Source organism: Myxococcales bacterium, assembly GCA_016706225.1.
Lineage (GTDB): Bacteria > Myxococcota_A > Polyangia > Polyangiales > Polyangiaceae > JADJKB01.
Genome location: JADJKB010000025.1, coordinates 472,219 through 495,933, shown reverse-complemented (window position 1 = coordinate 495,933; position 23,715 = coordinate 472,219). Strand labels below are relative to the sequence as shown.

Here is a 23,715-nt window from a genome sequence, read left to right as displayed (position 1 = left end):
GGGATCAAACCCCCGACCGCGCCCACTCAGCGCGCGAGGCTGCTGCCGATCTCCGCCCCGGCGGCGAAGTAACTGCCGGTGCTCGACAGTGGCAGGATGTCGAAGGTGCGCGCGTGCGCATACGGAATGCGCTCGACCGACAGCACGACGTGACCCGAATCGAGCTCGTCGCCGGGCCGAAGCGCCGCGAACGTGCCGCCAGCCGCCGTTGGGTGGCCCGCGCTAATTTCGAGCACTCTCCCGCCGGCGAGGGTCACCCGCAGCACCTCGTGATTTGCGACCGGCGTGCTGGCGACCCGGGCAAGCGGAACCGCCACGATTGCATCGTGGTCGACGCTGTACACGAGGTCACCGGCACGCAGCTCCGAGATCGAGCGCTCTCCCGCCGGCGTCGCGATGGGCGTCTCGGGTGAGGCGCAAATGGGACAGCTGCCCTGGCGCCAATTCCAGATGCCGCCTTCGCAGACGATCTCGAGCTCGCAGCTCGGTCCGCAAGAGGCTCCGGGGCTGTCGCAGGTCGAGCCGGCCTGGGGGAGCTGGCTCGGACAGCCCGCCGCCGGCGTGGCGCAGGCCCACTCGGGCGGATCGATGGTCTGACACACCGGATACGCTGAGCCACCCTTGCATCCGCTGCACGCGCAGCGCGCTCCGCTCTCGTACCAGCAAGCCAGCGTTGCGTCGCTGCAGGTGGTCCCGCTCGTGGGCGGCGCCCCCGGGCAAGCGGCAGGCAACGGCGGCGCCGCGCAGACGTTCGCGTCGGGAGCCTTCACCGCCCAGGTCTCGTCACTCATGCACTTGGCGGTCGTGCGGCACGCCGGTCGCGGGTCGTCCCCCCAGCTGCAGTGGGCGGCGTCCGGAAACAAGCTGCCGTTGTCCGGCGGCGGCGTGCAGCCAGCGCCATTCGTCGGAGGCGACGCCGGGCAAACACTCGCGCCTCCCCCCGCACCGGAGGCGCCGCCGCTGGCACTCGAACCGCCGCCTCCACCGCTGGCGCTCGAGCCACCGGTTCCACCGCTGGCGCTCGAACCACCACCGCCGGTTGTGTTGGTGTTCGTCGTCTCGCCGCTGCACCCTACCAAGCCGACACAAGTCAGCGCAGCCGCGAGCGTGAAGCTGTGACGCATGCGCGCAAGTCTAGCTCATCCCCGCATGACGAGCAGCGCCCGTTTTGGGCCTCACCCGGATGGCTCGGGTTCAGTTGGCCTCATCGTCCGGTGGATCGAAGTCCTCCACCTCTTCGAACGCCCCCGTGCCCTCGCTGCGCTCGAAGGCCGAACCGATGGGTGCTTCCAGGAGCGGGATGATCTCCGGATCGTAGTTGGCGATGGTGTTCACGTCGTAAATGGCGAAGTTGTCGGGGTCGCTCATGTACTCGTCCGACTCGAAGCCGGACAGAAAACGCCAGCCACTGTCGATGTCACGATCCGGTTCTTCGCGGTACATGAAGGCGATCTTGCGGCCGTCGACCGTGATCTTGTCGGTGGCAAAACAGGCGCCGTACCCGGTGGCGAGCGGCTTGATCTTGGCCGGGCTGAGCTTGAACTTCTTGGTCTTCGGCATCACGGCGTCTCAGGATGAAGAGTGTCCGAGTTGGGCGGCGGCCATACTGCCACATCGGGCGCCGTCGCCCCCACGCCGATGGCAGTGTTCGGTTTCGGCGCAGCCGCCCAGCCCCGAGTCATTCCTCTTCCGGCCGGTACGCAGGGAACGGGTTCTTCCACCAGCTCTCGCCGGTGCGGCGGTAGACCGTGAGGCGGGCCAGATCGATGCCGAGGGTCACACTCATGTGCTGCCCCTGGTTCGTGCCCTTGCCGCCGCCGGCGGCCAACGTGATGCCCCACGGCGCTCCAAGCACGAGCTGCCCCATGCCACCCGCGGAGCCGAGCTCCCACCAGCGTTCGTAACCCCCGAGATCGATGGCGGCACCCCAACCTCCGTTGACGAAGCCGTGGGTCGCCGTGCGGAGCAGCAGGCCGAGATCGGTGCCGTGACCGAAGTGGGTCTGCCAGTGGAGGATCCCACCAAAGATGACGGTGTGCGCCGGCGGAGTGCCGAGGCCCGTGTCGAGCTGAAGCGTTGGCTGCGACTGGGTCGATTGTGTGCCCTGTTTCGTCCATGACGCACCCGGCGCGACGTAGAGCCATGAAGACACATCGGCCTTCGCCGCCCGCGGCGCCACGACCAAGCCGAAGAGCAGGCCGAGCGCGGACACGTGAGTCTTCAACACGTGCGCCGAGGTACCACGATACGGCAGGCCAACCAACGCATTTCAGGCGCCGCTCGCGGCTTGCCCGCGCCGCATCGCCGATCTCAACGGTCGGGCCCGCGGGCCGCGTTCTTGGCCTCGAGCACACGCTCGACGACCAGCCCGGTTGCGTCCGGGTGGTAAAGCAATCCGTTGTGACCACAGCCTTCGATCAGGATCTCGTCGCCGTGGTGCAGCGCAGCGCCTTGGGTCACGACGCTATCCGCGCCCGCCACGACCGACGTGTGCGGCACGCCGCAGTCGCCGCGCTCGGCGAGGCGGCGCAGCACCACACTCTCGGGCACGATATCGCGCCCGGCCTGCACCGGCATCAACCAGCCGCGGCGCGTTCCCCGGAACGGACTGGCGAGTGAGATGCTCTGCACGACGCGAGGGTCACCACCGAGCTCCTGGACGAACCAGCGGGCGACCAGCCCGCCCATGCTGTGGCCGACCAAGTGCACGCGCACGGCGGCGGGCAGGCGCTCGACGAGCTCGGCCAAGCCTTCGGCCACACTCGCGACACCCGGGCCGGGCGCGTAAGAGAACGATGCGGTGTGCGCGCCGGTGCCCTTCTCGATGGCTTCACGCATCGGGCGCAGCACTCCCGCGGTGGCGAACAGTCCGTGGAGCAGCACCACGACATCGCTGCCAGGCTCAGCCAGCCGAGGGTACGACGCTGTTACGTCCCGATGCAGCAGGGTGGCCTGGCGCGCGAACGCGATCGCCTCATGGCTCGCCTGGCGGAATCTCGATAGCGGCGAGCTACCGGCCAACGCCCCAAATGTTGCGAGCCCACGCTTCATGCGTCTCTCCCTGGTTTGTAGCGCAGGAACGCTGCCTCGGACACCTTCTCGTCGTCCGTTCAGCGGCAGACGAGCCAGCGCGTCGCCGGCTTCGCATGCACTAGTCGGGACGCCGGCCCCAAAGCGACGGTGGTATGAGGAGGATCGGAGCCGAACCGGAAAACCCCTGCGTGAGCTCGTCCGATCCCGTCGCCCCCGCGAACGCCTTTTCGCACCAATTCGTAGTCCCGGCGTCGGACATCGACGACCTCGGGCACGCCGGCAACGTGAGCTGGGTGCGCTGGCTGCAGGACGCGGCGACCGCGCACTCGCACGCGGTCGGGCTCGGGCTCGACGAGTATCGCCAACTGGGCGTCGTCTGGGTCGTACGCCGACACGAGGTCGACTACTTCGGCGCGGCGTTCATCGACGAGGCGTTGACGGCGTGGACCTGGATCGAGTCGATGAAGGGCGCGACCAGCCTGCGCCGCACGCGCTTCGTCCGGGATAGCGACGGCAGCAAGCTCTGCGAAGCGGCGACCACCTGGGTGCTGCTCAGCATCTCCAGCGGCCGCCCGACCCGCGTTCCCAAAGCTCTGCTCGAGCGCTACGGCTTCGGCTGATCAGAGCGGCGCTACCGGGGCAGCATGGATCATGAAGTATCAGCCCGTCAGGTCTTCGGCCAGCGCACCGACCGTGCGCACCGGCAACTCCACTTCGTAGGTGTACTCCGGATGCGCAACCCCCAGCCAGACGGGTTTCATGGCGCTCACGGCCGCGGCGGCCGCGGCGGACAGCGGGATCTTCACGTAGTGAACGGCGGTGGTGCGGTCACGCCGATCGTTGCGTGGGTCGGGAGTGGCAGCAAAGCGCTCCCCCGCGATGAGCGCATAGAACTTGTCCTCCAACCCAGCCAGCTTCTGCAGCATGACTTCGCGCTCGGCGCGCTCGTCGTACTCGACGAAGATCGTGAGCGACAGCTCGCGGTCCCCGGGTACTAGCTCGTTGTAGGTCTCGATCTCGTGCAGCACGGCCTTCTCGGCCGTGATGCGCTCGGTCCGCAACATCTCCTGGATCTGGAGCAGCGCCGTGTCGTGATTCTCGAACACGGCGCTCATGTTGGGCCCGAGGGCGACGCGCCGGAGCTTCTTCTCCGCAATGACGCGGGCGCGAAAATGCTCGCGCACTGCTTCATAAGCGCCCAACTCCAGGATTTCACCGCGCGTCACCGGTTTCACGCCGAAGCCTCCGGCTTGGGGTTGCCCTGGTCCGCTCCGACAGCGTCGGACTCCGGACCCTCGCTCAAGCCGTACGCGGCGGCCAGCGCCTGGATCGGGTGCAACGACCGCCGCCGGTTTTCCTTCAGCACCCGCAGGCCAGCCAGGCTGCAGTCCGTGACCACCAGCGCCGGCTCCTCGTTCTCGATCGCCTGGGCCAGGCGCGACGCGTAACGCCGCCCCTCTTCGTAGTACGCCGCCTTCATGCCCCAGGTGCCGTCGACCGCCGAGCACCGCTCCACGATGCGGACCTCGGTGTCGGGCAGCTGGCTGAGCACCCGCGCGCCCGGTACCGCGATCTTCTGCGCGCGCAGGTGGCAGGCGGCGTGATAGGCGACCACGCCAAAACCCCGCTCGAAGTCCCGGTTGAGGGTCTTCTCCCGGCGGAGCCCGTCCAGGAACTGCATCAAGTCGAGCGTGGCGTCGGCCACCTCCTGTGCCTCGGGTGTCCCGAGATACACGGGCCACTCCTTCTTCATCGTGTACCCGCAGGTGGGTCCGGGCACGACGATCTTCAGTCCCCGCCGCACGTGCGGCAAGAGCGCCTCGACGTTGTGCTGCATCTTGCGTTTTGCCGCGTTGATGTCGCCGCCGTCCAGGTTCGGCATGCCACAACAGGTGAGCTCCGCCGGCAGCGTGACCGCATAACCGTTCTTCTCCAGCACCAGCACCGCGTCCCGCGGGACCTCGGGAAAGTTGTATTCGCCGTAACAGGTGGGAAACAGCACGACCTCCCCCGCTTCGCCCGCCTCGGCAGGAGCGGCGTGCGACCGCAGCCAGCGCGTGAAGGGTTCGTCGGCCAAGGGCGGCAGCGGGAACTCCGCGCTGATGCCTGTGACCTTCTCCATCACCTTGCGCGTCAGGCGCTGCGCGTTGACGAAGTTCGCCATCGGTGCCGAGCGCCCCGCACCGGCCCAGCCGACCAGCTGCGGCTCGCCGAGCACTCGGTCGACGATCGGGATGCCGTCGCGGCGCGCGCGCTGGGCCTTCTCCCGTGCCATCAAGCGCGGGAAATCCAGGAGCTCCCGCGCCCCCTCGTCCTCGGTGTACGGGCACTTGATGTAACAGAGCTTGCACTGCCAGCAGTGGTCCGTGACCGCTTCGAACGTGGCCGGACGCAGCCGCTCCGCGCCGTCCGCACGCCCGGACTCGATGTCGCGATCGATGGCGTCGAACAGCAGCGGAAACGACCCGCAGTACGTCACGCACATGCGGCACTCGTGACAGATCTGGAACGTGCGCCGGAGCTCGGCTTCGAGGTCGCGGGGATCCCAGTAGAGTGGCGTGTTGGGATCGAAGACCGGCGGGGACTGGGGGTGGCGCGGGATGTTGCTCATCGGCTCCAACTGTTCATGACAAAAGGGCCCCCGGCTCCGCGACGGGCGCGGAGACCGAAGGCCCATTTTTCAAGTGTACATCTTCAGGGGGGTGCTCAGGATTCGAGCTCCTTGAGCGCCTTCGCGAAGCGCCCAGCGTGGCTCTTCTCGGCCTTGGCCAGGGTCTCGAGCCACTCGGCGATCTCGTCGAAGCCCTCTTCCCGAGCGGTCTTGGCCATGCCGGGGTACATGGTCTCGTACTCGTGGGTCTCACCGGCAACTGCCGACGCCAGGTTCTTGGCCGTCGAACCGATGGGCTTGCCCGTCGCGGGATCACCCACCTGCTTCAGAAAAATCGAGGTGGCCATGGGCATGGCCGGTCTCGCCGTCCGCCGTGTCCTTGAACAGGCCAGCGACCTCCGGCAGACCTTCAATGTCCGCGACCTTCGCGAAGTACATGTAGCGGCGGTTGGCCTGAGACTCGCCGGCAAAGGCGTCCTTCAGGTTGTTGTGCGTCTTGGTTCCTTCGAGCTTGGGCATGTTCCCTCCAGGGAAGGCGCGCGACTTCACGCGCCTGAAACGGGTTTTCGTCGGGCCAGCCGACGGGCAGTTACCTAACGCCGGGAGAGGCCCGTGGCCAATCGAAACTTTTGATGTGCCGTTAAGCGTTGCTTATGGGCACAGCGGCTGGTTCCCAGTGGCGAAATGGGCGCAATTTTGTATGCTCGGGACGCTCGCCGCCGTCGTCCGAGATGGACCTCTCCAACGTCACCTTGACCCAGCTCCGCTACGTCGTCGCCGTGGAGCGTTTTCGCTCGTTTCGGCTGGCCGCGGAGAGCTGCCACGTCTCCCAGCCCGCGCTGAGCATGCAGCTGAGCAAGCTCGAAGAGCTGCTGGGGCTGACGGTGTTCGATCGCTCGCGACAGCCCGTGGTGCCGACCGAGGTCGGTGTGCCGGTGGTCGAACAGGCGCGCACCATCTTGCGGGAAATGGAGCGCCTCGCGGAGGTCGGCCAAGGGGAGCGCGAAGTCGTGGGGCGTTATCGCCTGGGCGTGATCCCATCTCTGGCTCCGACCCTGGTCCCGCTCTTTCTACCGGGCTTCTCCCAGCGCTACCCGCGCGTCGAGCTGATCGTCGAGGAGGTCCAGACCGAGGCGATGCTCGCGCGCCTGCACGGCGACTCCCTCGACGGCGGCCTCGCCGTGACACCGCTCGGCGTACCGGGCCTGAAGGAGCAGGAGCTGTTTCGCGAACCGTTCTTCGTGTACCTGCCGCCGGGACACCTGCTGCTACGGCGTGCGCGGGTGAAACAGACGGAGCTCGCCGACGAACCGCTCTGGCTCATGGCCGAGGGCCACTGCTTCCGAACCCAGGTGCTGCGGCTGTGCCAGGCGGACCGCCGGGCCGATCCCATGGGAGCACGCTTCGAGAGTGGCAGCTTCGAGACCCTGGTGCGCCTCGTCGACGCGGGCGAAGGGCTGACCATCTTGCCCGAGCTCGTGGTCTCGGGGCTCCCGGCGCGAAAGCGCAAGGCTCAGGTGCGTCCGTTTTCGGTACCCGTGCCCGTCAGACAGGTGAGCTTCATCTACGTCCGCGAACACCTGCACCGCGCCATCACCGACGCACTGATCGCGACCCTGCGCGCGCGCACCGACTCGCTGCTGCCGCCTGCGAAGGGCGCGACGGTCATCTCTCCGGTCGTGCCGGACTGACGAGGGCCACCCTCGCGACGCGGAGCGGCGCGGGCCTCCGCAACACGAGCCCAGCACCGCCGTGACGGCCAGCGGGCGAGGCGCCGCTCGCGGCGAACCCTACCGCTCCCCGTCCGGCGAGGGCTCGGCCTCGAGCAACACCGACAACCCCTTGGCGCCGAGCACGGCGTAGTTCCGCACGCAGTTGTTGAAGATGGCGTGCACTCGCTCGGCCTTCTCGGCCAGGGCTCGCACGGGGGCGACCCACGCGGCGAGCTCTGCCTCCGCATAGAGGTAGTCGAAGCGCTCGTGAACGCTGGCGCCTCGTTTGCTCCAGCCCGCGCGGTTGTGTCCGTGAAAGCGCACGAGCGCGAGTTTGTCCGAGGTCACCGCTGACACGGGCGGCACGCCGCCGTGCTCGACCTCCGGCTCGTCCACGCACACGTACGCAAGCTCATGCGCGCGCAGCAGCTCGAACAGCCGCTCGCGGCGGCCAGGCTCGAACCAGGTCTTGTTGCGCAGCTCGATCGAGAACGGCACATCCGGCCAGCGCGCGCGCAGCGCCTCGATTCGGCGAGCGTTGCCTCGAGTCGCGGAGAACCAGGGTGGGAACTGCGCCATCACACAACCGAGCCGCCCCGCTCGCACGAGGGGCTCGAGCAAAGCAGAAAATCGCGCACTGATCTCGTCCGCGATCGCGGCAGGCATGCGGTCGGGGTACACACGCCCCGTGTGCCCCGCGTGGGCGAGCTCCGCCGCGAGCTCCTTGGGCAATCGCTCGATGTCGATGGGATGACCCGTCACCACCGGGTGCGCCTTCACGTCGAACACGAACGTCGGCGGCGTCCACACGACCCAGTTCTCGGCGACCGACGGCGGCAAGAGGGTGTAATAGGTCGCGTCGACCTCGACCAGCGAGAAGTGCGCGGCGTAGTGACGCAAGCGCGCCTCGCTGCTCGACACCCCGCGCGGGTAAAATAGCCCGCCCTTCACCAGGGTCTTGTCGGTCCAGCCGGCGGTGCCGAGTGCGATGTTACCGAGCGCCGCCGGTTCGCGCGCACGCTCGGCGAGCCGGGTCGCGCTCGCGTAAGCTTCGGGATCCGGCTCCGGGATCGCCAGGCCTGTCGCGGGACCGGTCATTTCTCTGCGGGCCGCGCCAGGCGTTCGGCCAGCGCGCGCACGGTGAGCGGACTCGAACCCTCGGCCTTGTTGTTCACGATCACCAGCAAGACCTTGCCCAGCGCCTCACAGGCCGCGGCCAAGCGCTCCACGTCCGCGCGCATTTTCTCCTCGGGGGCCACGATGCGATCGAACGGCTCGAGCTTCTGGCGGCGGTCGGCGTAGCGCTCACCCGGGGGGATCAGCAAGCGGGTCACTACGAAGGGCGCGGTCAGCACGCCGGGCACGTCGAGCTGCTCCCCCAGATCGGGCATTTTCTCCCAGAAGTTCAGCACGTGCCCGACGCCGTGTTCGGTCAGCACGTCGAGGTAAGCGTGGGTGAAGAGCGCGCGATTGCGCAGCTCGACGGCGTACTCGAACCCTCGAGGCAAGCGCGAGAGGAACGCGCCCAGCTGGTCCGCAAACGCCGCGGGCGCAGGCAGCTCGCTCTGCCGGAGCGGCATCAGCTCGAACACGAGCGGTCCCGCGTGCTCGACGAACTCTTCGCTGACCGGCTCGAGCACGTGGCGTTGAAACAGATCGACGTCCAGGAACCGCGGGTTCCGCTCGCGGGTCTTCGGGTGGACCGCGCTCGTCACCTCACTCCAGACCTTCATCACGGCGCGAAACTCCGGAGGCAGCTCCGCGCCGTAGCGGGCCAGGGTCGGTCGGTCGAGCGGAGCGTAATAGCTGCGGTCGATGCCCACCGTGCGGAACAACGGGTAACGGCTGTACAGCTCGAGGCCGTGAGCCATCAGGTCTTTGTCCGTCGTCCCGGGCGGGTAGACGAGGCCCGCCCAACCGGGGAACGTCCATGACGAAGTGCCGAAGCGCACATGCTCCGGCAGGCGCGCCCTGAGCTGGTGTTCGGCGCTGAGGTCGAGCTGTCTCGAGACCGGGGCTTGGGGCGCAAACAAGTCGAGTTGATGGCCCATCAGATCCGCCCGAGCCCGATCGCCTCCACGCCGCGCTCGGAGAGCAGGCGCACGCCATGGATCAGCCAGGCAAACCGCTCGTCCTTCGTCAGCCCGCGTTGGTATCGATAGTAGATCTGCTGCAGCACGACGGCGGTCTTGAACAGGCCAAAACAGTAATAAAAGAGCACGTTCGAGACGTCCCGGCCCGTACGCTCGGCGTAGCGGTCCGCAACTTCGCGCCGGGTCAAGCTGCCGGCGATCGTGGTCGGCCCCCAGCGCACGGCCTGAAACGGCTCGCTGTCGGCGGCGTCGATCCAGTAGCTGAGCGTCGTTCCGAGATCCATCAACGGGTCGCCGAGCGTGCACATCTCCCAGTCGAGCACACCCACGATGTGCGTGGGCGCGTCCGGATCCAACACCACGTTGTCCAGCTTGAAGTCGTTGTGAATCAGGGTCGGCGCGCCTTGTTCGGGGATGCGTTGGCCGAGCCAGGCCCCGAGCTCGGTGACCGAAGCCAGGTCGTCCGTCTTCGCAGCGGCGTAGCGCTCGGTCCAACCCCGCACCTGACGCTCGACGTAGCCGGTGGGTTTTCCCAGATCCGCGAGCCCCGCCGCGGCGAAGTCCACGGCGTGCAACTCGGCCAATCGGTCGACCAGCTCGAGGTGCAGCGCCCGGACCTGGGTCGCATCGAGGGAGAAGCCCGCGGGCAGATCCTTGCGCAGGATGACCCCGACCAGGCGGCGCATGACGTAGAACTTCGCGCCGAGCACACTCTCGTCCTCGCACAGGGCGAGGGGCTCCGGCGCCAAGGGGTAGACGGAGTGTAGCCGCGACAGCACTCGGTATTCGCGGCTCATGTCGTGAGCCGTCTTGACCCGACTGCCGAAGGGCGGCCGACGCAGCACGTACTCGTTGCCACCAGCCCGCACCAGGTAGGTCAGGTTCGAGTGTCCCGAGGGGAATTGTTCGATCGTCAGCTCATCGGTCGGCGCAATTTCCGCGATGTGCTGCCGCAGGTACGCGGCCACCGGCTCGAGGTCGAGCTCTTCTCCAGGGCGGATGGCTCTCGGGCTGTCGAGCCAACGGTTTGACGTCGTCATCGGCTGCGCGGCGGAGTGTAACACCAAGCGCGCATTCAGTTCGTCCCGGAGAGAAACCCGACCCGTGGGTCACGCGCCGGGCTTGCTCGCCGAACTGCCGGGCATGGAGGCGGTGGCCACCAAGCGGATGGTCGGGGAGACGCTCCAGCTCGAGATCCCCACTTGCGCGAGATGCTGGAGCTCCTCGACGAGTCCGGTGCCGAGCTCTGTGCTCACGATGCACCTGCTCGAGCTCGAGAACGCAGGCTTCGGTCCCTCGGGCAAAAAGCGAGGATTTGGCCGTGGATTTCATGGACAATTCTGAGGGGGCCCAAGTAATTTTCGTGTAATTCTCGGGGGTGCCTGCCTGCCGAGGCCGCCCCCGGAGGGGTCCGGGCGTGGTATCTTTGCGGGTGGAATGCGCGATCCCGAAGGGAACAAGTCCGGCCCAGCAACCCGCCCGCAAGCGCGGCCCGCGTTGCTGGTGAAGGAGCATGAAGTCCCCCTCGCCGAGGGTGTGACGGTGATCGGCCGCGGCGGCAGCGCACACATCTCGATCTCGGGCTCCCTGGTCTCGCGGGAGCACGCTCGTCTGATCTGCACGGATCTGCGCGTCACGGTGGAGGACGCCGGGAGTCGAAATGGCGTCTTCGTAAACGGAATGCGGCTGGACTCGCCGGCCCTGCTCGAGGATGGCGACACGCTCTTGGTCGGAACCACGCAGCTCACGTTCTTCTTGACGACAGGCGACGACGCGGCGCCGCCGAGGCGGATCGCGGTCGACGAGCAAGGAAACATGATCGCCCTCGACGAGGTGGCCGACGCGCTGACCACGCGCACGGAGATCCGCTTCGAGGACGAGCTCGACGACACGCTGGATTACGATCGCGATGAGCTCACCGTTCAGGGGCAGCGGCCACCGGCACCGCGCATGGTGTCGGCGCTGCGGCAGATCCCAGCGCCGGACACCGAACCGCCACCCGCGCCGCAGGCGACCGAGACGCTGACCGCGGCCAACCCCAAGCCGCCCTCTGCCGTGCCGCTGGCGCGGGTGAGGATGACCAGGGCGGCATCACGCCCCTCGTCCCCACCCCGGGTGGGTCCGGTGCGGAGCGTCACCCCGTCGACGTCTCCGTACGCCGCACCGCCCCCTTCGACGGGGGCGTACCCCGCGGTCCCGGGACAGGATCCGATGGTGCCCGTGCTTGGCGTGGTCGAGCGTATGTTGGGGCGCGGTGACGTCGACGCCGCGACCCGCTCGCTCGCCGGGAACCTGGACAAACGCATCGACGCTCTGCGCCGCGGCCAGGCCGTCAGCGAAGCCCTGCTCGAACAGGCATCCCTCGCAGCGCTGGGGCTGCTCGAGCTCTCCGGAGATCCCGAATGGTTCGATCGGGTGGTCGAGCTGCACCTGGCCGCCGAAGTCCCGATGGGCCACGCGGTGCTGGACCGCGCGACGCCGTTCGTGGGGGTGGTTCCGAGCGCCAGTCAGAGCCGTCTGGCCGAATACCAGAACCTGATTCGGGAGCGATTGGGCGACGTCGAGGTGCAGGTGCTCGAGCGCTGCGAGCGCATCCTGGCCCTCGGCAGCTGACCCTGGGGCTGGGAGCTCCCCGTGCCCATGCCGTGCCTCTGCCCATCCGCGAAACCCAGGCGCGCCCCCCGGCTCAGCTGTCAGACTTGATCACGAGGCCGTGCGCCTTGAGGATCCGACGGGCGAGCGCCGCTTTGTGCACCTCGTCCGGGCCGTCGTAGATGCGCGCCGCGCGCTCGTGCAGCCACCAACTCGCGAGCGGTGTGTCGTCGGTCACGCCCAATCCGCCATGCGTCTGGATGGCGCGGTCGAGCACGCGCCCGAGCACGTTGGCAGCGTAGAACTTGATCGCGCTGACCTCGTTCCTGGCCTCGTACTGGCCGAGCTTGTCGATCTTCCAGGCGGCGTGCTGGATGAGCAGCTTGGCGGCGTCGATCTCGGCCCGACTCTCGGCCACGAAGTCCTGAATCATCTGCTTGGTGCCGAGGGGTTTGCCCGGAGAAACTTCCCGGGTGGCGGCGTAGCGACACATCATCTCGAACGCGCGCTCGCAGATCCCCATCCAGCGCATGCAGTGGTGGATGCGCCCGGGCCCAAGGCGCTCTTGCGCAATCATGAAGCCGGCACCCTCGTCGCCCAGCCGGTTCGTAGTCGGGACACGGCAGCCGCGATAACGGATCTCGGAGTGGCTGGCCCAGCCGGAGCCCTCGTGCCCCATCACCGAGATGCGCCGCACGTGCTCGAACCCCGGGGTGTCCGTCGGCACCAAGATCATGCTCGCCCGTGCGTAGGGCGGAGCGTCTGCATTCGTGACGGCCATCACGACCGCAAACGCAGCGCCGTCCGCCGAGCTGGTGAACCACTTGTGGCCGTCTATGACGTAGCTGTCACCGTCGCGCACCGCTCGTGTCTCGAGCCAGGTCGGGTTCGAGCCCGCTCGCTCCGGCTCGGTCATGGAAAAACAGCTACGGATCTCGCCGGCGGTCAGCGGCCGGAGAAATCGCTGTTTCTGCTCGGGGGTACCAAACAGATGGAGGATCTCCATGTTGCCCGCGTCCGGCGCCTGACAGTTGAAGACATAGTGACCGAGCGGGCTTCGGCCCAGCACCTCGCTCACGAGCCCATGCTGGCGAAACCCAAGTCCCAGGCCGCCGTACTCGCGGGGTACTTGCGGGGCGAACAGGCCCGCCGCCCGCACGCGCTCGCGCACGGCCTCGAGCTCACTGGTTGCGTCGCTGAAGGCTCGACCGAGCATGAGCTTCTCCAGCGGATGGACCTCGCGCTCCATGAAGTCCCGCACGCGTGCGAGCAGGTCGACCATCTCCGGGTTTATCTCGAACTCGAACATGAGCGGTCTTCAGCACCGATTCAGCGGCGCGTCCAGTCGGCGGGATCCGGCAGGTGCGGGAGCGCGTTGAAGCTGGCGAGCCCGCTCCTCCCAGGCGTAAAAGCGATCTCGGTGAGCGACGAGTTGTGGATCATGAATCCGAGGTCGAGGGCGACCTGGGCCGACGCCGACAGGATCTGCGCAACCAGCGCGCCGATGGTGCCCGCGGAGGTGACGCACAGAATGCGGCGACCGCGGCCGTCGTCCCGAGTGACACGGGCACGGGCGCGCTCGAGCCGCCGCTGAAATTCGCCAAAGCTCTCGTGCCCAGCGTCGGGCGCGTCCGTGAGCGCCCAATCGACGAGGGCCTCCCGCAGCAACAGATCCAGCGCGCGTCCGCGCCGTCTGAGATCACTCGCAGCGAGATCCTGCGCGACGGCGCCGAGCTCGGGTCGTGCCTGAAGCAGATCGGGAAGCCGCGCCGGCAGCAGCAGGTCGGCGGGGTACTCGTCGAGCTCGGGCAGACACTCGAGCTCAGGCGGTGAGCCGAGCTGTTCGAGGATGGCCTCGGCAGTGTGCCGGTGGCGGCGCCTCGGTCCGGAAAAGACCGCGTCGATTGACCAGCGATGAGCCTGAAAATAGCAGCCGAGGCGCCGCGCTTGCTCGACTCCGTGGTCGCTCAGGCGGTCGTAGTCGTCGCTCATGAACGACGCCTGCGCATGGCGGACCAGAAACAGAGCGCTCATCTCACGGCAACGACCCGGCTCAGACGTTTCCGGCGACGATCAACTGCCACTGTGCGCTCGCGTCGCACGGTCCCGCTTTGTGGCGCACCTCGATCACGACCCAGCGGCCGTCGTCACCGCCGTTTGCGATCGTACCTTCGCCCCAGCTCAGCTTCAGCTGTTCGTTGGCGCCAATCCCGCCCGCTTGACTGCTCTTCGCCGGGCTCGTGCCACAGGGCATCACGTCCGAGGTCGTGTTGAGGTACGCGTAGATATCGTAGTCCGCGGTCGCCGGCGCAGTGAGCGTGACCTTGAGCGTCAAAGCTTGGCCGAGCACGCTGTTGTTGTCTTCGGTGACTCGCACCTTGAAGAACTTGGTCCCGGTGCCGGTGCTCTGCTGCGTCCCGGAGCCGCTGTCCCCGCTGACGGTGCCCAGGCTGGTCGACGCTTCGCAGCTCGCGGTGCCGGTGCACGAGCCGCCCGAGCCGCCGCTGCCGCCCGAGCCGCCGCTGCCGCCCGAGCCGCCGCTGCCGCCAGCGGCGCTGCTGCCGCCGCTGCCGCCGCTTGCGCTGCTACCGCCGCTGCCACCCGTCGCACCGGCGCCGCCACTGCCACCGGTCGCACCAGCCCCACCCGCTCCTCCACCGCCGCCACCGATTGCCCCGGTGCCGCCGCCGCCCGTCGGCCATCCGCCTCCACCCCCGGTGTTCCATGCGCCGCCGTTGCCCGACCCTGCAAGCCCGCCTGCACCCGCGGCGCCGCCATTGCCCTCGTCGTCGACCTCCGCTGCCGTGGCACAGGACAGGGTCAGGGCCGACACCAGCCACAACGCTCGAAGCTGCGCCATCTCGGCCCATCGTAGCGCGAGATGACCTGGGTGCGCCATCAGAGCCTGCGGGCTCGCACTCTTGCGCGCGGTGGTTACGCCGGAGGCGGGGCAAGCCGGCAGTCGATGAAGGCGCCCGGCGCCGCCACAAGAGCGACGCCGGGCCGAGGGTTCATGCGCCGCCCAAGCGGACGAGCGTGCCGATGACGCGCTCGAGTTTCGCGACGATTCGCAACATCTTCTTCCCACTTGTCGGCGCAAGCCGACGGCCCCCCGCCCGCGCCACGCACAGCGCGCCTCGAGGCGCACGCGCTCGCCTTCCGCCTCGCCCGCGCGTCAGAGTCGACTGTGAACCAAACGCGCACCGCCCCTCGTACGCGCAACTCCGTGAATCGCCAGCGCCTCGACTGCGAGTTGATCGCGTTCGGCCACGAGTCTCCGCCCCAGCTCAGCGGCGTCGGCGACGCGGTTCGACAGCGCTCGCTCGATCACACGTCTTGCCGAGACACCGCAGGCCGCTCGGGATTTCTCGTCCTCGTTGGCGCAAACCAGCACCCAGCAGGTCTTCCGCGCCAGCGCGCAACGCGCCTGGAGCGTGGCGATTTCCAGCCCTGTGGGTTCTGCCGGGAGCGAGAGGGCAGTGGTGCGATCCCGTTGCCAATGACCGACCACGACGCTGGCGCCGAGCGCGTTCGGTTGCTCCAGCCTCGACCAGAGCTCGGGCAAGCGCGCCGGCAACACGAACACGAGTCTGCGCGGCGGGTCCGCGCCTTCAGAACCGCGCGCCGGCTTGGCAGCCGAACCACCAAAGGCAACCCGCTCTGCCTCGTTCGACTCGGGCACGAGCGCAATCAGCGTCGGAAATGAGCCCGGAAGAGCCAGTGAGGGAAGCGCGGGACGGTCGGTGGGAGATGGCACTTCGGACTCGTCCGGACCGAGCAGCAGAGAGAGCACATTTTGACTGACCTCTTGCCCCAACTCCTCGGCCAGGGACTTCCAGGTCTTGCTGCCCGTGGCGACTTCGTCGCCGACCGCCGCGAGACCGATCTCCCGCTCGAAGCCGGGCACGCGCGAGCCGAGGCGACCGAGATCTTCCGCGGCGCCCGGCGCGATCAGCGGCGCTCCGCGCGGGCGCAGATTGCGGCCTGCAAGGCTCCCTCGGGTGAGATCCTCCCCCGCCCGTCTCGCGCCGCGTGCGCCGACCCGAGCCAGGTCGTCGCCCACATTGCTCGCGGCGCGAACGCCAGCTGCCTCGGCAGAGACACCGCGTGCGCCCAGACGCGCGCAGTCATCGCCGAAGTGCGCAAAAGCCCCGCCCAAGGCGGCGAGGATCCCCCCGATGATCCCGACTTTTTTCCCGTCTTCGCTCACCCGACCCCGCTTGATACGCCCGAGACACCGCCTCACTTCCCGCGCACCTTCGAGGGTGCACGGACGCCGCCGGACCCCGCGCTCGAGGTGGTAGTCTCCGAGTGTGGCAAAGCTCGGCTCCACCTCCGTAGTTCGTGGTCTCGTCATCGCCTTCGCCGCCATCGTGCTCATGTCGTGGGCCTCGCTGGCCCACGCGCTCACCACCCCGATCGCCGGCGCAGTTCCCTACCCGGCGAGCGGACCCAAGCTGTACCTGCCGTTCCCCGCAGGCTCGAAGATCCGCGTGCTCTCCGGCTACAGCCCGAGCGGCGGCTCGAGCCTGCACGCGGACACCAACGCAACCAGCAAGGCGAACGACTACTACGCCCTCGACCTCGTGTACGACGACCAGCCCAACTCCGGCAAAGGCTTGCCAGTGGTGGCACCGCTCGCGGGCAAGGTCGTGCGTGCGGGTTGGGCAACCAGCGGCTGGGCCAACTACGGCCAGCGCGTGATCCTGGAGCACGATCTCGGAGACGGGCACGTGTACCACAGCCTCTACGCGCACATGGACTCGCTCGCCGTGACCGAGGGTGCGCAGGTGACCGTGGGGCAGAAGCTCGGAGCGCTCGGGCAATCCTGTCAGGGCACACTCTCGTGCAGCTCATTCTCGACCCCCCACCTGCACTGGGCGCTGCATCGGGACAGCTTGGTCGGTGGCAGCGGCACCGGCGGCTCTTACGGCGGCAACGCCGTCGTGCCCGAGTCCATGGACGGCGTCGAAGATCTGAAACAGGGCACGCTCATCACGAGCACGAACACGAGCAACCCCGTGTGTGGCGACTCGGTGTGCAACGGCACCGAGACCCAAGCAACCTGCCCAGGCGACTGCAAGGTGTGCGAGCTGATCCCTTCACAAGGACGGATCGTCGACGAGACCGAGGACCTGTGTTTCAAGCAGTCGGGTTCGCCCGCGTACTGGTACAGCGCGAGCGTGGGATATCAGAGCTCGTTGTTCTGGACCAACGCCACCAACGATCCGAACCCCGACAACTTCGGAGTCTGGGAGCTGAACTTCGCCGAGGCGGGCGACTACGACGTCGAGGCGTACACGGCGAGCTTCGCCCAGTCGAAACAGGCGGCCTACACCATCAAACATGGCGGCCAATCGAGCAAGAAGACCCTCGATCAATCCGCCAAGGACGGCTGGCAGTCACTGGGAGTCTTTGCGTTCGCGAAGGGCGCGGCCCAGTCGTTGCGGCTCGATGACAACAGCGGCGAGGCCGTCAGCCTCAAGCGCAAGCTGGTGTTCGACGCCATCCGGTTGACCCGAATCAACGGCGGCACGGGCGGCACGGGCGGCAGCGGCACCGCAGGCAGCGCGGGCTCCGCCGGCGCTGTTGCCGGCGGCAGCGGCGGTGCCAGCTCGTCTGGGGGTCAGTCGAATGCGGGCGGCGCGCCGGCTGCGGGCGGCGGCTCGACCAGCGAAGACGAAGCCGGCGGCTGTGCCTGTCGGTTGGGTTCTGCAGAGCCCCCAGGGCTGCGGCTCTGCGCGCTCGGCTGGTTGCTCGCGCTCAGCCTCGCTCGGCGCCGACGCTCGCTCAGCCGTCACCCTCGGCTCTGAGCTGCTTGGCGAGCTCGATCAGCTGAGACAGCTCGTGCCGTTCCGGGCTCGACTGCTCCGCGGCCCGACTGATCTCACACCCGGAGCCTGAGCGAGAGGGTCATGGGCGGGTTCGACAGCGTCAGCCGTGCCGAGTTCCGCGCCCGTCTAGTGTGCCGAGTCCGCAAATCGGGCAAGATGTGACCTCGGCACACTAGCGAATTCGCGGAGCGAATTCCGCGGGGTGAATCGCGCGAAGCGCGAGAGGGGCGCGCGGCGCCCTTTCGAGGAAGATAGTGTCCGCGCTGCGATAGCAGCGCCGCGCGGAGCGCGGTCCGCAATTCGGTTGCGAATTGCGGACTCACGACACTAGCGCCCGCTCAATCAACGTCCCAAACGGCGAGCGAGCAAGGCAGATCGCCGTTCTTCAGGCGATGTCTGCGCGCGCCGCGCGGTGGGTTGAACGGCACGTCCGGACCGAGCAGCAGCGCCACGCGATGTCCGCGCGGCAGACGAGCGAACACCTCCGCGAGGTCGGCGTAAAATTCTCGATCCGCAGCCAAGCGTTCGCCATACGGCGGGTTCGAAACCACCAGGCCCGGCGGCTCCGTTCCGCGAAAGTCGGACAGCTTCGCCTCGGAGATCTCGACTCTTGCGCCGGCGCGGGTCGCGCTCGTCTTCCCCAGCGCCACGGCTCTGGGGTCGTAGTCGTAGCCAAAGATCGCCGGCCCCGATGTGCGTTCACGCCCGCGGGCGCGCTCTCTGAGAACGGCGACACGTTTGGCCAAGGTGCGATCGAAGCTGGCCCAGCGCTCGAAGCCGAAGCGCCGCCGTGCCAGGCCCGGAGCTACGCGGCGCGCCAAGTGATCCGCCTCGATCAGCAGCGTGCCGGACCCACACATCGGATCGGCCAGCGGACGTTTGGTATCCCAGCCCGACAAGGCGATCACCGCCGCGGCCAGGTTCTCCTTGAGCGGAGCCAGGGACCCGGGTTCCCGATAACCCCGTCGATGCAGCGACTCACCCGAGAGGTCGAGCGCCACCGTCACGCGCCCACGCGCGAGCCGCACGAACACACTCACGTCGGGATCCCTTCGATCGACCGAGGGCCGCGCGCCGGTCACAGCCCGCAGTCGGTCGACGATGGCGTCCTTGGTGCGCTGGGCCACGAACATGGTGTTGTCCAGACCGGGTGCGGTACCCACCGCGCTCACGGCGATGGTCGTGTCCGGCGTCACGTGCGTCTCCCAACGCACGCTGTCCGCCGCGCGGTACAGGTCCGCTTCGCCGTCACAGGCAGCCTCTGCCACCGGCAAGAGCACACGCATCGCGATGCGACTCTCGATGCACACGCGGTAGGCGTCCTCCCAACGACCCGACAGCTCGACCCCGCCCACGACCGAGCGCACGCGGCCAATGCCGAGCTCGCTCAGCTCGTCCGCGAGCACGCGTTCGACTCCCATGGGAGCCGTAATGAAGAACTTCATGAAGTGGGCCGTTCACCCGGACCTGCGCCGGGAGCGTCGCAAACCGAGGCTCGTGATAGCCTGTTTGCATGCGGCGCGCGACGACGTCCGTCCCGTCCGAGGCGAACCGACGCACGCTCGGGCTCGGCGTCGCGCTGTTGTCGGTATTCGGTTGCGCGCTGGCGTTCGGCGACATTTCCGGGGCGTCGAGGCTGCGTCCGGGCCAGTTCGACGCTGCCTCTTTGGTGACGCCGAACACCCAAAGCACGACCGCCGCCGGTACTTCGACCCAAACCGCGCGAGGCGCGCGAGCGATGGGCACCGGCGCAGCGAGCTCGGCGTCGCAGCCTGCCCGCTGCCCAAGCGACATGGTCGACGTCGCGGGCCGCTTTTGTGTCGACCGCTACGAGAGCAGCCTGGTGGACGCGCGCACGGGCCACCCGCTCTCGCCCTACCACCATCCGACCCCGATGCTGGCGCTCCGAGATCAGCAAGAGTGGCAGGCGAAGGCGCTCGGCATCGGACCCATCAGAGCGCACGCCGTGCCGCTGCCCGAGCTCCCACACTGGCAGCTCGAGCCCGGCGTCGTACCCCGGGCGGTGTCGGAGCCGAACCGCGTGCCGAGCGCGTATCTCGATCTCGACGCCGCGCGCCTGGCCTGCGCGAATTCGGGCAAACGCCTGTGCAAGAAGCGCGAGTGGATGATGGCCTGCCGTTCGGAGCGCGGCACTCGCCATCCTTACGGGGAAGAGCTCGACCCGGCCCGCTGCAATCTCGCGGCGCCACTCCACCCCGCCGTGGGCCTGCACGGCATGCGGGAGCTCGGCGGCCGAGATCCTCGCCTCAACCTCGTCGAGCTCGGCGGGCGGACGCTGCTCAGACCGACCGGCTCGCTGCTGGGATGCGCGAGCCCCTGGGAAGGCGACGCCGCCTGGGACATGGAGGGCAACCTCGACGAGTGGATCGATGATCCGGCGGGCACGTTCGTCGGCGGGTTTTACGCGCGCGAGACCCACTGGGGTTGCGACGCGAAGGTCGAAATCCACTCGGCCGATTACTACGACTACAGCCTCGGCGCGCGCTGCTGCGCCGACTGACGCCTTCAGCTCTTGTTCGCCCGCTGGCGGATGGCATCGAGTCGAAGCCGGAGCCCCGTCAGCCGGATGAACCCCGTGGCGTCCCGCTGGTCGTACACGTCGTCGCGCTCGAAAGTGACGAAGTCCTCGCGATACAGCGTGTGCTGCGACTTCCGGCCCACGATGGTGACGTTGCCCTTGTACAGCTTGAGCCGCACCGTTCCAGTCACGAGCTCCTGGATCGAGTCGAACATGCCCTGCAGCATCAGCCGCTCCGGCGCGAACCAGAAACCTCGATAGACCAGCGCCGCGTACTCGGGAATGAGCCCATCACGGATGCGGATCTGCTCGCGATCCAGCGTGATCGACTCCATGGCGCGGTGCGCCTTGTGGAGCACGGTTCCGCCCGGGGTCTCGTACACGCCTCGGCTCTTCATGCCGACGTAGCGGCTCTCGCACAGATCCACGCGACCCACACCGTGCCGGCCAGCGATCTCGTTCATGCGGGCGAGCAGCATGCTGGGGCCGTACGCGTGCCCGTCGATGCTGACGGGGTTGCCCTTTTCGAAGCCAATCTCCAGGTACTGAGCCTCGTTGGGGGCGTCCGCGGGATCCTTGCTCAGGATGAACATGTCCTTGGGCGGTTCGTTCCAGGGATCTTCGAGCACCCCGCCCTCGAACGAGAGGTGCAACAGGTTGCGATCCATCGAGTACGGCTTCTGGGCCGTCGCCGTCACCGGAATGCCGTGTTTCTTGGCGTACTCGATGCAGTCCGTACGGCTCTTGAGGGACCACTCGCGCCACGGCGCGATCACCTGCACCTCGGGATCGAAGAACATCGCCCCGAGCTCGAAGCGCACCTGATCATTTCCCTTGCCGGTCGCGCCGTGAGAAATGGCGTCCGCACCCGACGCCTTCACGGTCGCCATCATGCCTTGAATGATGCACGGCCGCGCCAGCGAGGTACCGAGCAGGTATTCGCCCTCGTAGATGGCGTTGGCTCGGAGCGCCGGGAACACGAAGTCCCTGACGAAGGTCTCGCGCAGGTCCATCTGGACGTACTCGACCGCCCCGCTGTCTTTCGCCTTTTTCTCCAGGCCGGAGAGCTCCTCGGCCTGACCCACGTCGGCGCACCACGCGACCACCTCACAGTGATAGGTCTCGATGAGCCAGCGCAGAATCACGCTCGTATCCAGCCCCCCCGAGTACGCGAGCACGACCTTCTTGATGGGTTTCACGACAGTTCCTTCTCCGGGTCCTCGAGCACTTCTTTGAAGCGCTTCGCCATTTTGCCGGCCTGATAGCCGTCCGCGACCCGGTGGTCAAACGAAGCACCGAGGGTGAGCATCGGCCGCACCATTAGCTGGCCATCGACCACCGCCGGGGCGTCCCGAACGGCGCCGACCGTCAGGCAGATGGGCGTGCGGGACGGCGGGAAGAGGGGGGCCTGGCCCACGGTGAGACCAAAGCCGCCGACGCTGCTGACCATCGCGGAGCCGAAGGCGTCGTAGGGGATGCCCACGGCGCCGAGGTCCAAGTCGTAGTCGTAGGTCAGGCGCTCCCCGAGCTGCATCAGGGCGCCGACCAGCGCCGGCGGCAAGCTCGACAGCATGCGCGCGGTCTTCTGGGTCGGGTGATCCTTCTTGACGCGGATCCGCTCGGCCCGTTCGGTCAACTCGCGCGCCAGCTCCGTGAGGCTCTTCTGATCCACACGGCTCACCTTGGCGCCGGCGAGGTTCTCACCGTCCTCGAAGGCGACCTGAAAAAAGATGTCGACGGTATCGCGCACGTAGATGCGGCCACGCCGGATGATGGCGTTGACCTCGGGCCGCTTTGCGATGGCGAGCGCGAGCGCTTTTCCGACCAGGTGCGTGAGTGTGATCTTCACGCCCGAGGCGCGGCGTTGGCGCTCCAGGAACGCGAGGGCGTTGGTCGCGTCCACGTCGATGATGCCGTACACGGTTGGATCCCGCGGCGGGCCCCAGGCGTGAACGGCCATGGAGCGCCAGGCGGGCAGGTCTTCGAGGCGGCGGAAGCTCACGGCGGCGGAGCAAAACCGCGGCGCGCGCCGAGCGCAAGGGCCTGCTCGATGGACCGGGCATCCGGCACGCCGGTCCGCCTCCAGACCTCCCGCCCGGAGCGGTCCAGGACCACCAGGGTTGGCACCTGAGTGATCGAACCGAAGGGCCCGCCGCCAGTGAGCGTGAACGAGTCCGCCATCGCAATCGGGTACGAGAGCGCGAGGGTCGACCGATACGCGACCGCCAGCTGAACGTATTTGGGTGCCTCGAGCACGACAGCGCCCGCGTTGGCCCGGGGCACGTGCGAACGGATGACGTCCTCCAGCCGCTCGGCAACCACCTGCGACGCGATGTCGTACGTCGTGACGAACAGGATGGCGGTGGCGCGTCCCCGCGTGGTCTCGCTCGAGAGCTCCGCCCCGTCGGTCGTCCCGAACGCAAATTCCACGGGCGCGCCGGTCGGCTGGGGGGGCACCTCCAGGTCCTGACGCCGATCACCGCCGCAGCCAGCCAGGGCAGCAGCGCCGGCGACCAGGGCGGCGAACGCCCAAGCAGAGCCCGGCCTGCGCCCGCGGCGGAACGACGCGCGGGACGGCATCACGGAGACGACGCGACGGGCCCCACGCTGTACTCCGGCTCGAAGAGATCCGCGCACATTCTCAGGGCCTCGGGGTACTCCCGCCCGTTACGCCGGTGAGCGAGCACCACGAGCGCCAGCTCGTCCACCAGCGCACTGACCGGCGCCTTTTCGAGGCGAGCTCCGAACAGCTCCTCTCCGTGGCGGGGGGCCGCATCGTTCTGCACGATGGGATCGTGCCGCACCCACTCGAACCCGTCCGCAGCGCGGTAACCACAAGCCAGAACCTGTGCGAAATCCAGATACAGCGGCGTGACGATGGTCGCGATGCGCAGGCCATCCGCGGCCACGCCCGAGAGCGCCCGCACCGCCGCGCCCGGCGCGAGCTGCAGGTCCATCGTCCCCACGGCCGAGGTGATGCGCGCTCGTCGCGCCGGGTCGCTCTCGACCGCCAAGAGCGGTGCGTAGAGGGCGATTCGCGGCACACTCACCCGCTCGGCGTCCTGCTCCAGCGCATTGAGCCAGCGATCCCGCGCGACCGCATCGAGGGCTTTGTACGCCATCGCAGCAGCCAGGGCGGCTTCGGCGTCCGTAGCCAGGGCGTCGAGCCACTCGCACCAAGCGGCGATCACCCGCGGCTCCACGCCGGCCGCAACGGCGCTTGGGAGCGCAGACTCGCCGACACCACTGGGTGCTGACGCTTCGAATTGCCGACGTGGCGGCCCCTCGCTCATCGTGGGCG

24 protein-coding genes and 1 pseudogene are annotated in these 23,715 nt (G+C 68.2%); 5 read left to right on the top strand and 20 right to left on the bottom strand.

Features of this window, described 5'->3' with window-relative positions; genetic code table 11:
• Positions 1-26 precede the first annotated feature (26 nt).
• From IPI67_40700 to IPI67_40685, 4 genes are all read right to left on the bottom strand, one after another.
• Entirely contained in the window at positions 27-1,124 is a 1,098-nt protein-coding gene (locus IPI67_40700; protein MBK7586496.1) for a hypothetical protein, read from the bottom strand.
• 70 nt (positions 1,125-1,194) lie between these two features.
• Positions 1,195-1,560, bottom strand: coding sequence for a DUF2185 domain-containing protein (locus tag IPI67_40695; protein ID MBK7586495.1), 366 nt, complete (start codon positions 1,558-1,560; stop codon positions 1,195-1,197).
• A gap of 118 nt (positions 1,561-1,678) precedes the next feature.
• Positions 1,679-2,227 carry a hypothetical protein gene (locus IPI67_40690; GenBank protein ID MBK7586494.1) on the bottom strand — a complete coding sequence of 183 codons (549 nt, stop codon included), beginning with the start codon at positions 2,225-2,227 and terminating at the stop codon, positions 1,679-1,681.
• 83 nt (positions 2,228-2,310) lie between these two features.
• Positions 2,311-3,051, bottom strand: coding sequence for a hypothetical protein (locus tag IPI67_40685; GenBank protein MBK7586493.1), 741 nt, complete (start codon positions 3,049-3,051; stop codon positions 2,311-2,313).
• Between the two features lie 170 nt (positions 3,052-3,221).
• On the opposite strand from IPI67_40685, the gene IPI67_40680 reads away from it, so the two are divergent.
• On the top strand, positions 3,222-3,653 hold the full coding sequence (locus IPI67_40680; GenBank protein MBK7586492.1) for an acyl-CoA thioesterase: 432 nt from the start codon (positions 3,222-3,224) through the stop codon (positions 3,651-3,653).
• A gap of 39 nt (positions 3,654-3,692) precedes the next feature.
• Here the strand turns inward: IPI67_40680 and IPI67_40675 are convergent, their stop codons facing one another.
• From IPI67_40675 to IPI67_40665, 3 genes and pseudogenes are all read right to left on the bottom strand, one after another.
• Complete coding sequence (locus tag IPI67_40675; protein MBK7586491.1) at positions 3,693-4,268, bottom strand: DUF3501 family protein; 576 nt, start codon at positions 4,266-4,268, stop codon at positions 3,693-3,695.
• Positions 4,265-5,644, bottom strand: a complete 1,380-nt coding sequence (locus tag IPI67_40670) for a hypothetical protein (GenBank protein ID MBK7586490.1) — start codon at positions 5,642-5,644, stop codon at positions 4,265-4,267. Before IPI67_40670 ends, IPI67_40675 begins: the two co-directional genes overlap by 4 nt.
• A 95-nt stretch (positions 5,645-5,739) precedes the next feature.
• Positions 5,740-6,163: pseudogene (locus IPI67_40665) on the bottom strand (rubrerythrin).
• 212 nt (positions 6,164-6,375) lie between these two features.
• Here IPI67_40665 and IPI67_40660 point away from each other — a divergent pair.
• Positions 6,376-7,335 (top strand): LysR family transcriptional regulator, encoded by a 960-nt coding sequence (locus tag IPI67_40660; protein ID MBK7586489.1) that lies wholly within the window; start codon positions 6,376-6,378, stop codon positions 7,333-7,335.
• 99 nt (positions 7,336-7,434) lie between these two features.
• On the opposite strand, the gene IPI67_40655 is transcribed toward IPI67_40660, so the two are convergent.
• The 4 genes from IPI67_40655 to IPI67_40640 all read right to left on the bottom strand — a co-directional run bounded on the left by IPI67_40655 (position 7,435) and on the right by IPI67_40640 (position 10,705).
• A complete protein-coding gene (locus IPI67_40655; protein MBK7586488.1) occupies positions 7,435-8,454 on the bottom strand; it encodes a DUF72 domain-containing protein in 1,020 nt (339 codons plus the stop codon).
• Entirely contained in the window at positions 8,451-9,407 is a 957-nt protein-coding gene (locus tag IPI67_40650) for a DUF72 domain-containing protein (protein MBK7586487.1), read from the bottom strand. Before IPI67_40650 ends, IPI67_40655 begins: the two co-directional genes overlap by 4 nt.
• Positions 9,407-10,489 (bottom strand): phosphotransferase family protein, encoded by a 1,083-nt coding sequence (locus IPI67_40645; GenBank protein MBK7586486.1) that lies wholly within the window; start codon positions 10,487-10,489, stop codon positions 9,407-9,409. Before IPI67_40645 ends, IPI67_40650 begins: the two co-directional genes overlap by 1 nt.
• A 69-nt stretch (positions 10,490-10,558) precedes the next feature.
• Positions 10,559-10,705 (bottom strand): hypothetical protein, encoded by a 147-nt coding sequence (locus IPI67_40640; protein ID MBK7586485.1) that lies wholly within the window; start codon positions 10,703-10,705, stop codon positions 10,559-10,561.
• 181 nt (positions 10,706-10,886) lie between these two features.
• Here IPI67_40640 and IPI67_40635 point away from each other — a divergent pair, with 181 nt between their 5' ends.
• Positions 10,887-12,062, top strand: a complete 1,176-nt coding sequence (locus tag IPI67_40635; protein MBK7586484.1) for an FHA domain-containing protein — start codon at positions 10,887-10,889, stop codon at positions 12,060-12,062.
• Between the two features lie 73 nt (positions 12,063-12,135).
• Here the strand turns inward: IPI67_40635 and IPI67_40630 are convergent, their stop codons facing one another.
• The 4 genes from IPI67_40630 to IPI67_40615 all read right to left on the bottom strand — a co-directional run bounded on the left by IPI67_40630 (position 12,136) and on the right by IPI67_40615 (position 16,251).
• Positions 12,136-13,350, bottom strand: a complete 1,215-nt coding sequence (locus IPI67_40630) for an acyl-CoA dehydrogenase family protein (GenBank protein ID MBK7586483.1) — start codon at positions 13,348-13,350, stop codon at positions 12,136-12,138.
• Positions 13,351-13,370: 20 nt separating this feature from the next.
• Entirely contained in the window at positions 13,371-14,075 is a 705-nt protein-coding gene (locus tag IPI67_40625; protein ID MBK7586482.1) for a histidine phosphatase family protein, read from the bottom strand.
• 19 nt (positions 14,076-14,094) lie between these two features.
• Positions 14,095-14,901 carry a hypothetical protein gene (locus IPI67_40620; GenBank protein MBK7586481.1) on the bottom strand — a complete coding sequence of 269 codons (807 nt, stop codon included), beginning with the start codon at positions 14,899-14,901 and terminating at the stop codon, positions 14,095-14,097.
• Between the two features lie 315 nt (positions 14,902-15,216).
• A complete protein-coding gene (locus IPI67_40615) occupies positions 15,217-16,251 on the bottom strand; it encodes a hypothetical protein (GenBank protein MBK7586480.1) in 1,035 nt (344 codons plus the stop codon).
• Positions 16,252-16,354: 103 nt separating this feature from the next.
• On the opposite strand from IPI67_40615, the gene IPI67_40610 reads away from it, so the two are divergent.
• Entirely contained in the window at positions 16,355-17,854 is a 1,500-nt protein-coding gene (locus IPI67_40610; protein MBK7586479.1) for a peptidoglycan DD-metalloendopeptidase family protein, read from the top strand.
• Positions 17,855-18,213: 359 nt separating this feature from the next.
• Here the strand turns inward: IPI67_40610 and IPI67_40605 are convergent, their stop codons facing one another.
• The gene (locus tag IPI67_40605; GenBank protein ID MBK7586478.1) at positions 18,214-19,320 is read right to left on the bottom strand and encodes an RNA methyltransferase; all 1,107 of its coding nucleotides are present in this window, start codon (positions 19,318-19,320) and stop codon (positions 18,214-18,216) included.
• Between the two features lie 68 nt (positions 19,321-19,388).
• Here IPI67_40605 and IPI67_40600 point away from each other — a divergent pair, with 68 nt between their 5' ends.
• The gene (locus tag IPI67_40600; protein MBK7586477.1) at positions 19,389-20,396 is read left to right on the top strand and encodes a hypothetical protein; all 1,008 of its coding nucleotides are present in this window, start codon (positions 19,389-19,391) and stop codon (positions 20,394-20,396) included.
• Positions 20,397-20,401: 5 nt separating this feature from the next.
• On the opposite strand, the gene IPI67_40595 is transcribed toward IPI67_40600, so the two are convergent.
• Genes IPI67_40595 through IPI67_40580 form a run of 4 tightly spaced genes read right to left on the bottom strand, consistent with a single transcriptional unit; the run spans position 20,402 to position 23,707 of the window.
• Positions 20,402-21,613, bottom strand: a complete 1,212-nt coding sequence (locus IPI67_40595) for an argininosuccinate synthase (protein MBK7586476.1) — start codon at positions 21,611-21,613, stop codon at positions 20,402-20,404.
• Positions 21,610-22,416, bottom strand: coding sequence for a 2-oxo acid dehydrogenase subunit E2 (locus IPI67_40590; GenBank protein MBK7586475.1), 807 nt, complete (start codon positions 22,414-22,416; stop codon positions 21,610-21,612). The genes IPI67_40595 and IPI67_40590 overlap by 4 nt, the downstream gene beginning before the upstream one ends.
• Positions 22,413-22,994, bottom strand: coding sequence for a TlpA family protein disulfide reductase (locus IPI67_40585; protein MBK7586474.1), 582 nt, complete (start codon positions 22,992-22,994; stop codon positions 22,413-22,415). The genes IPI67_40590 and IPI67_40585 overlap by 4 nt, the downstream gene beginning before the upstream one ends.
• Positions 22,994-23,707: a hypothetical protein gene (locus IPI67_40580; GenBank protein ID MBK7586473.1), complete on the bottom strand. Its 714-nt coding sequence runs from the start codon at positions 23,705-23,707 to the stop codon at positions 22,994-22,996. The genes IPI67_40585 and IPI67_40580 overlap by 1 nt, the downstream gene beginning before the upstream one ends.
• Between the last annotated feature and the right edge of the window lie 8 nt (positions 23,708-23,715).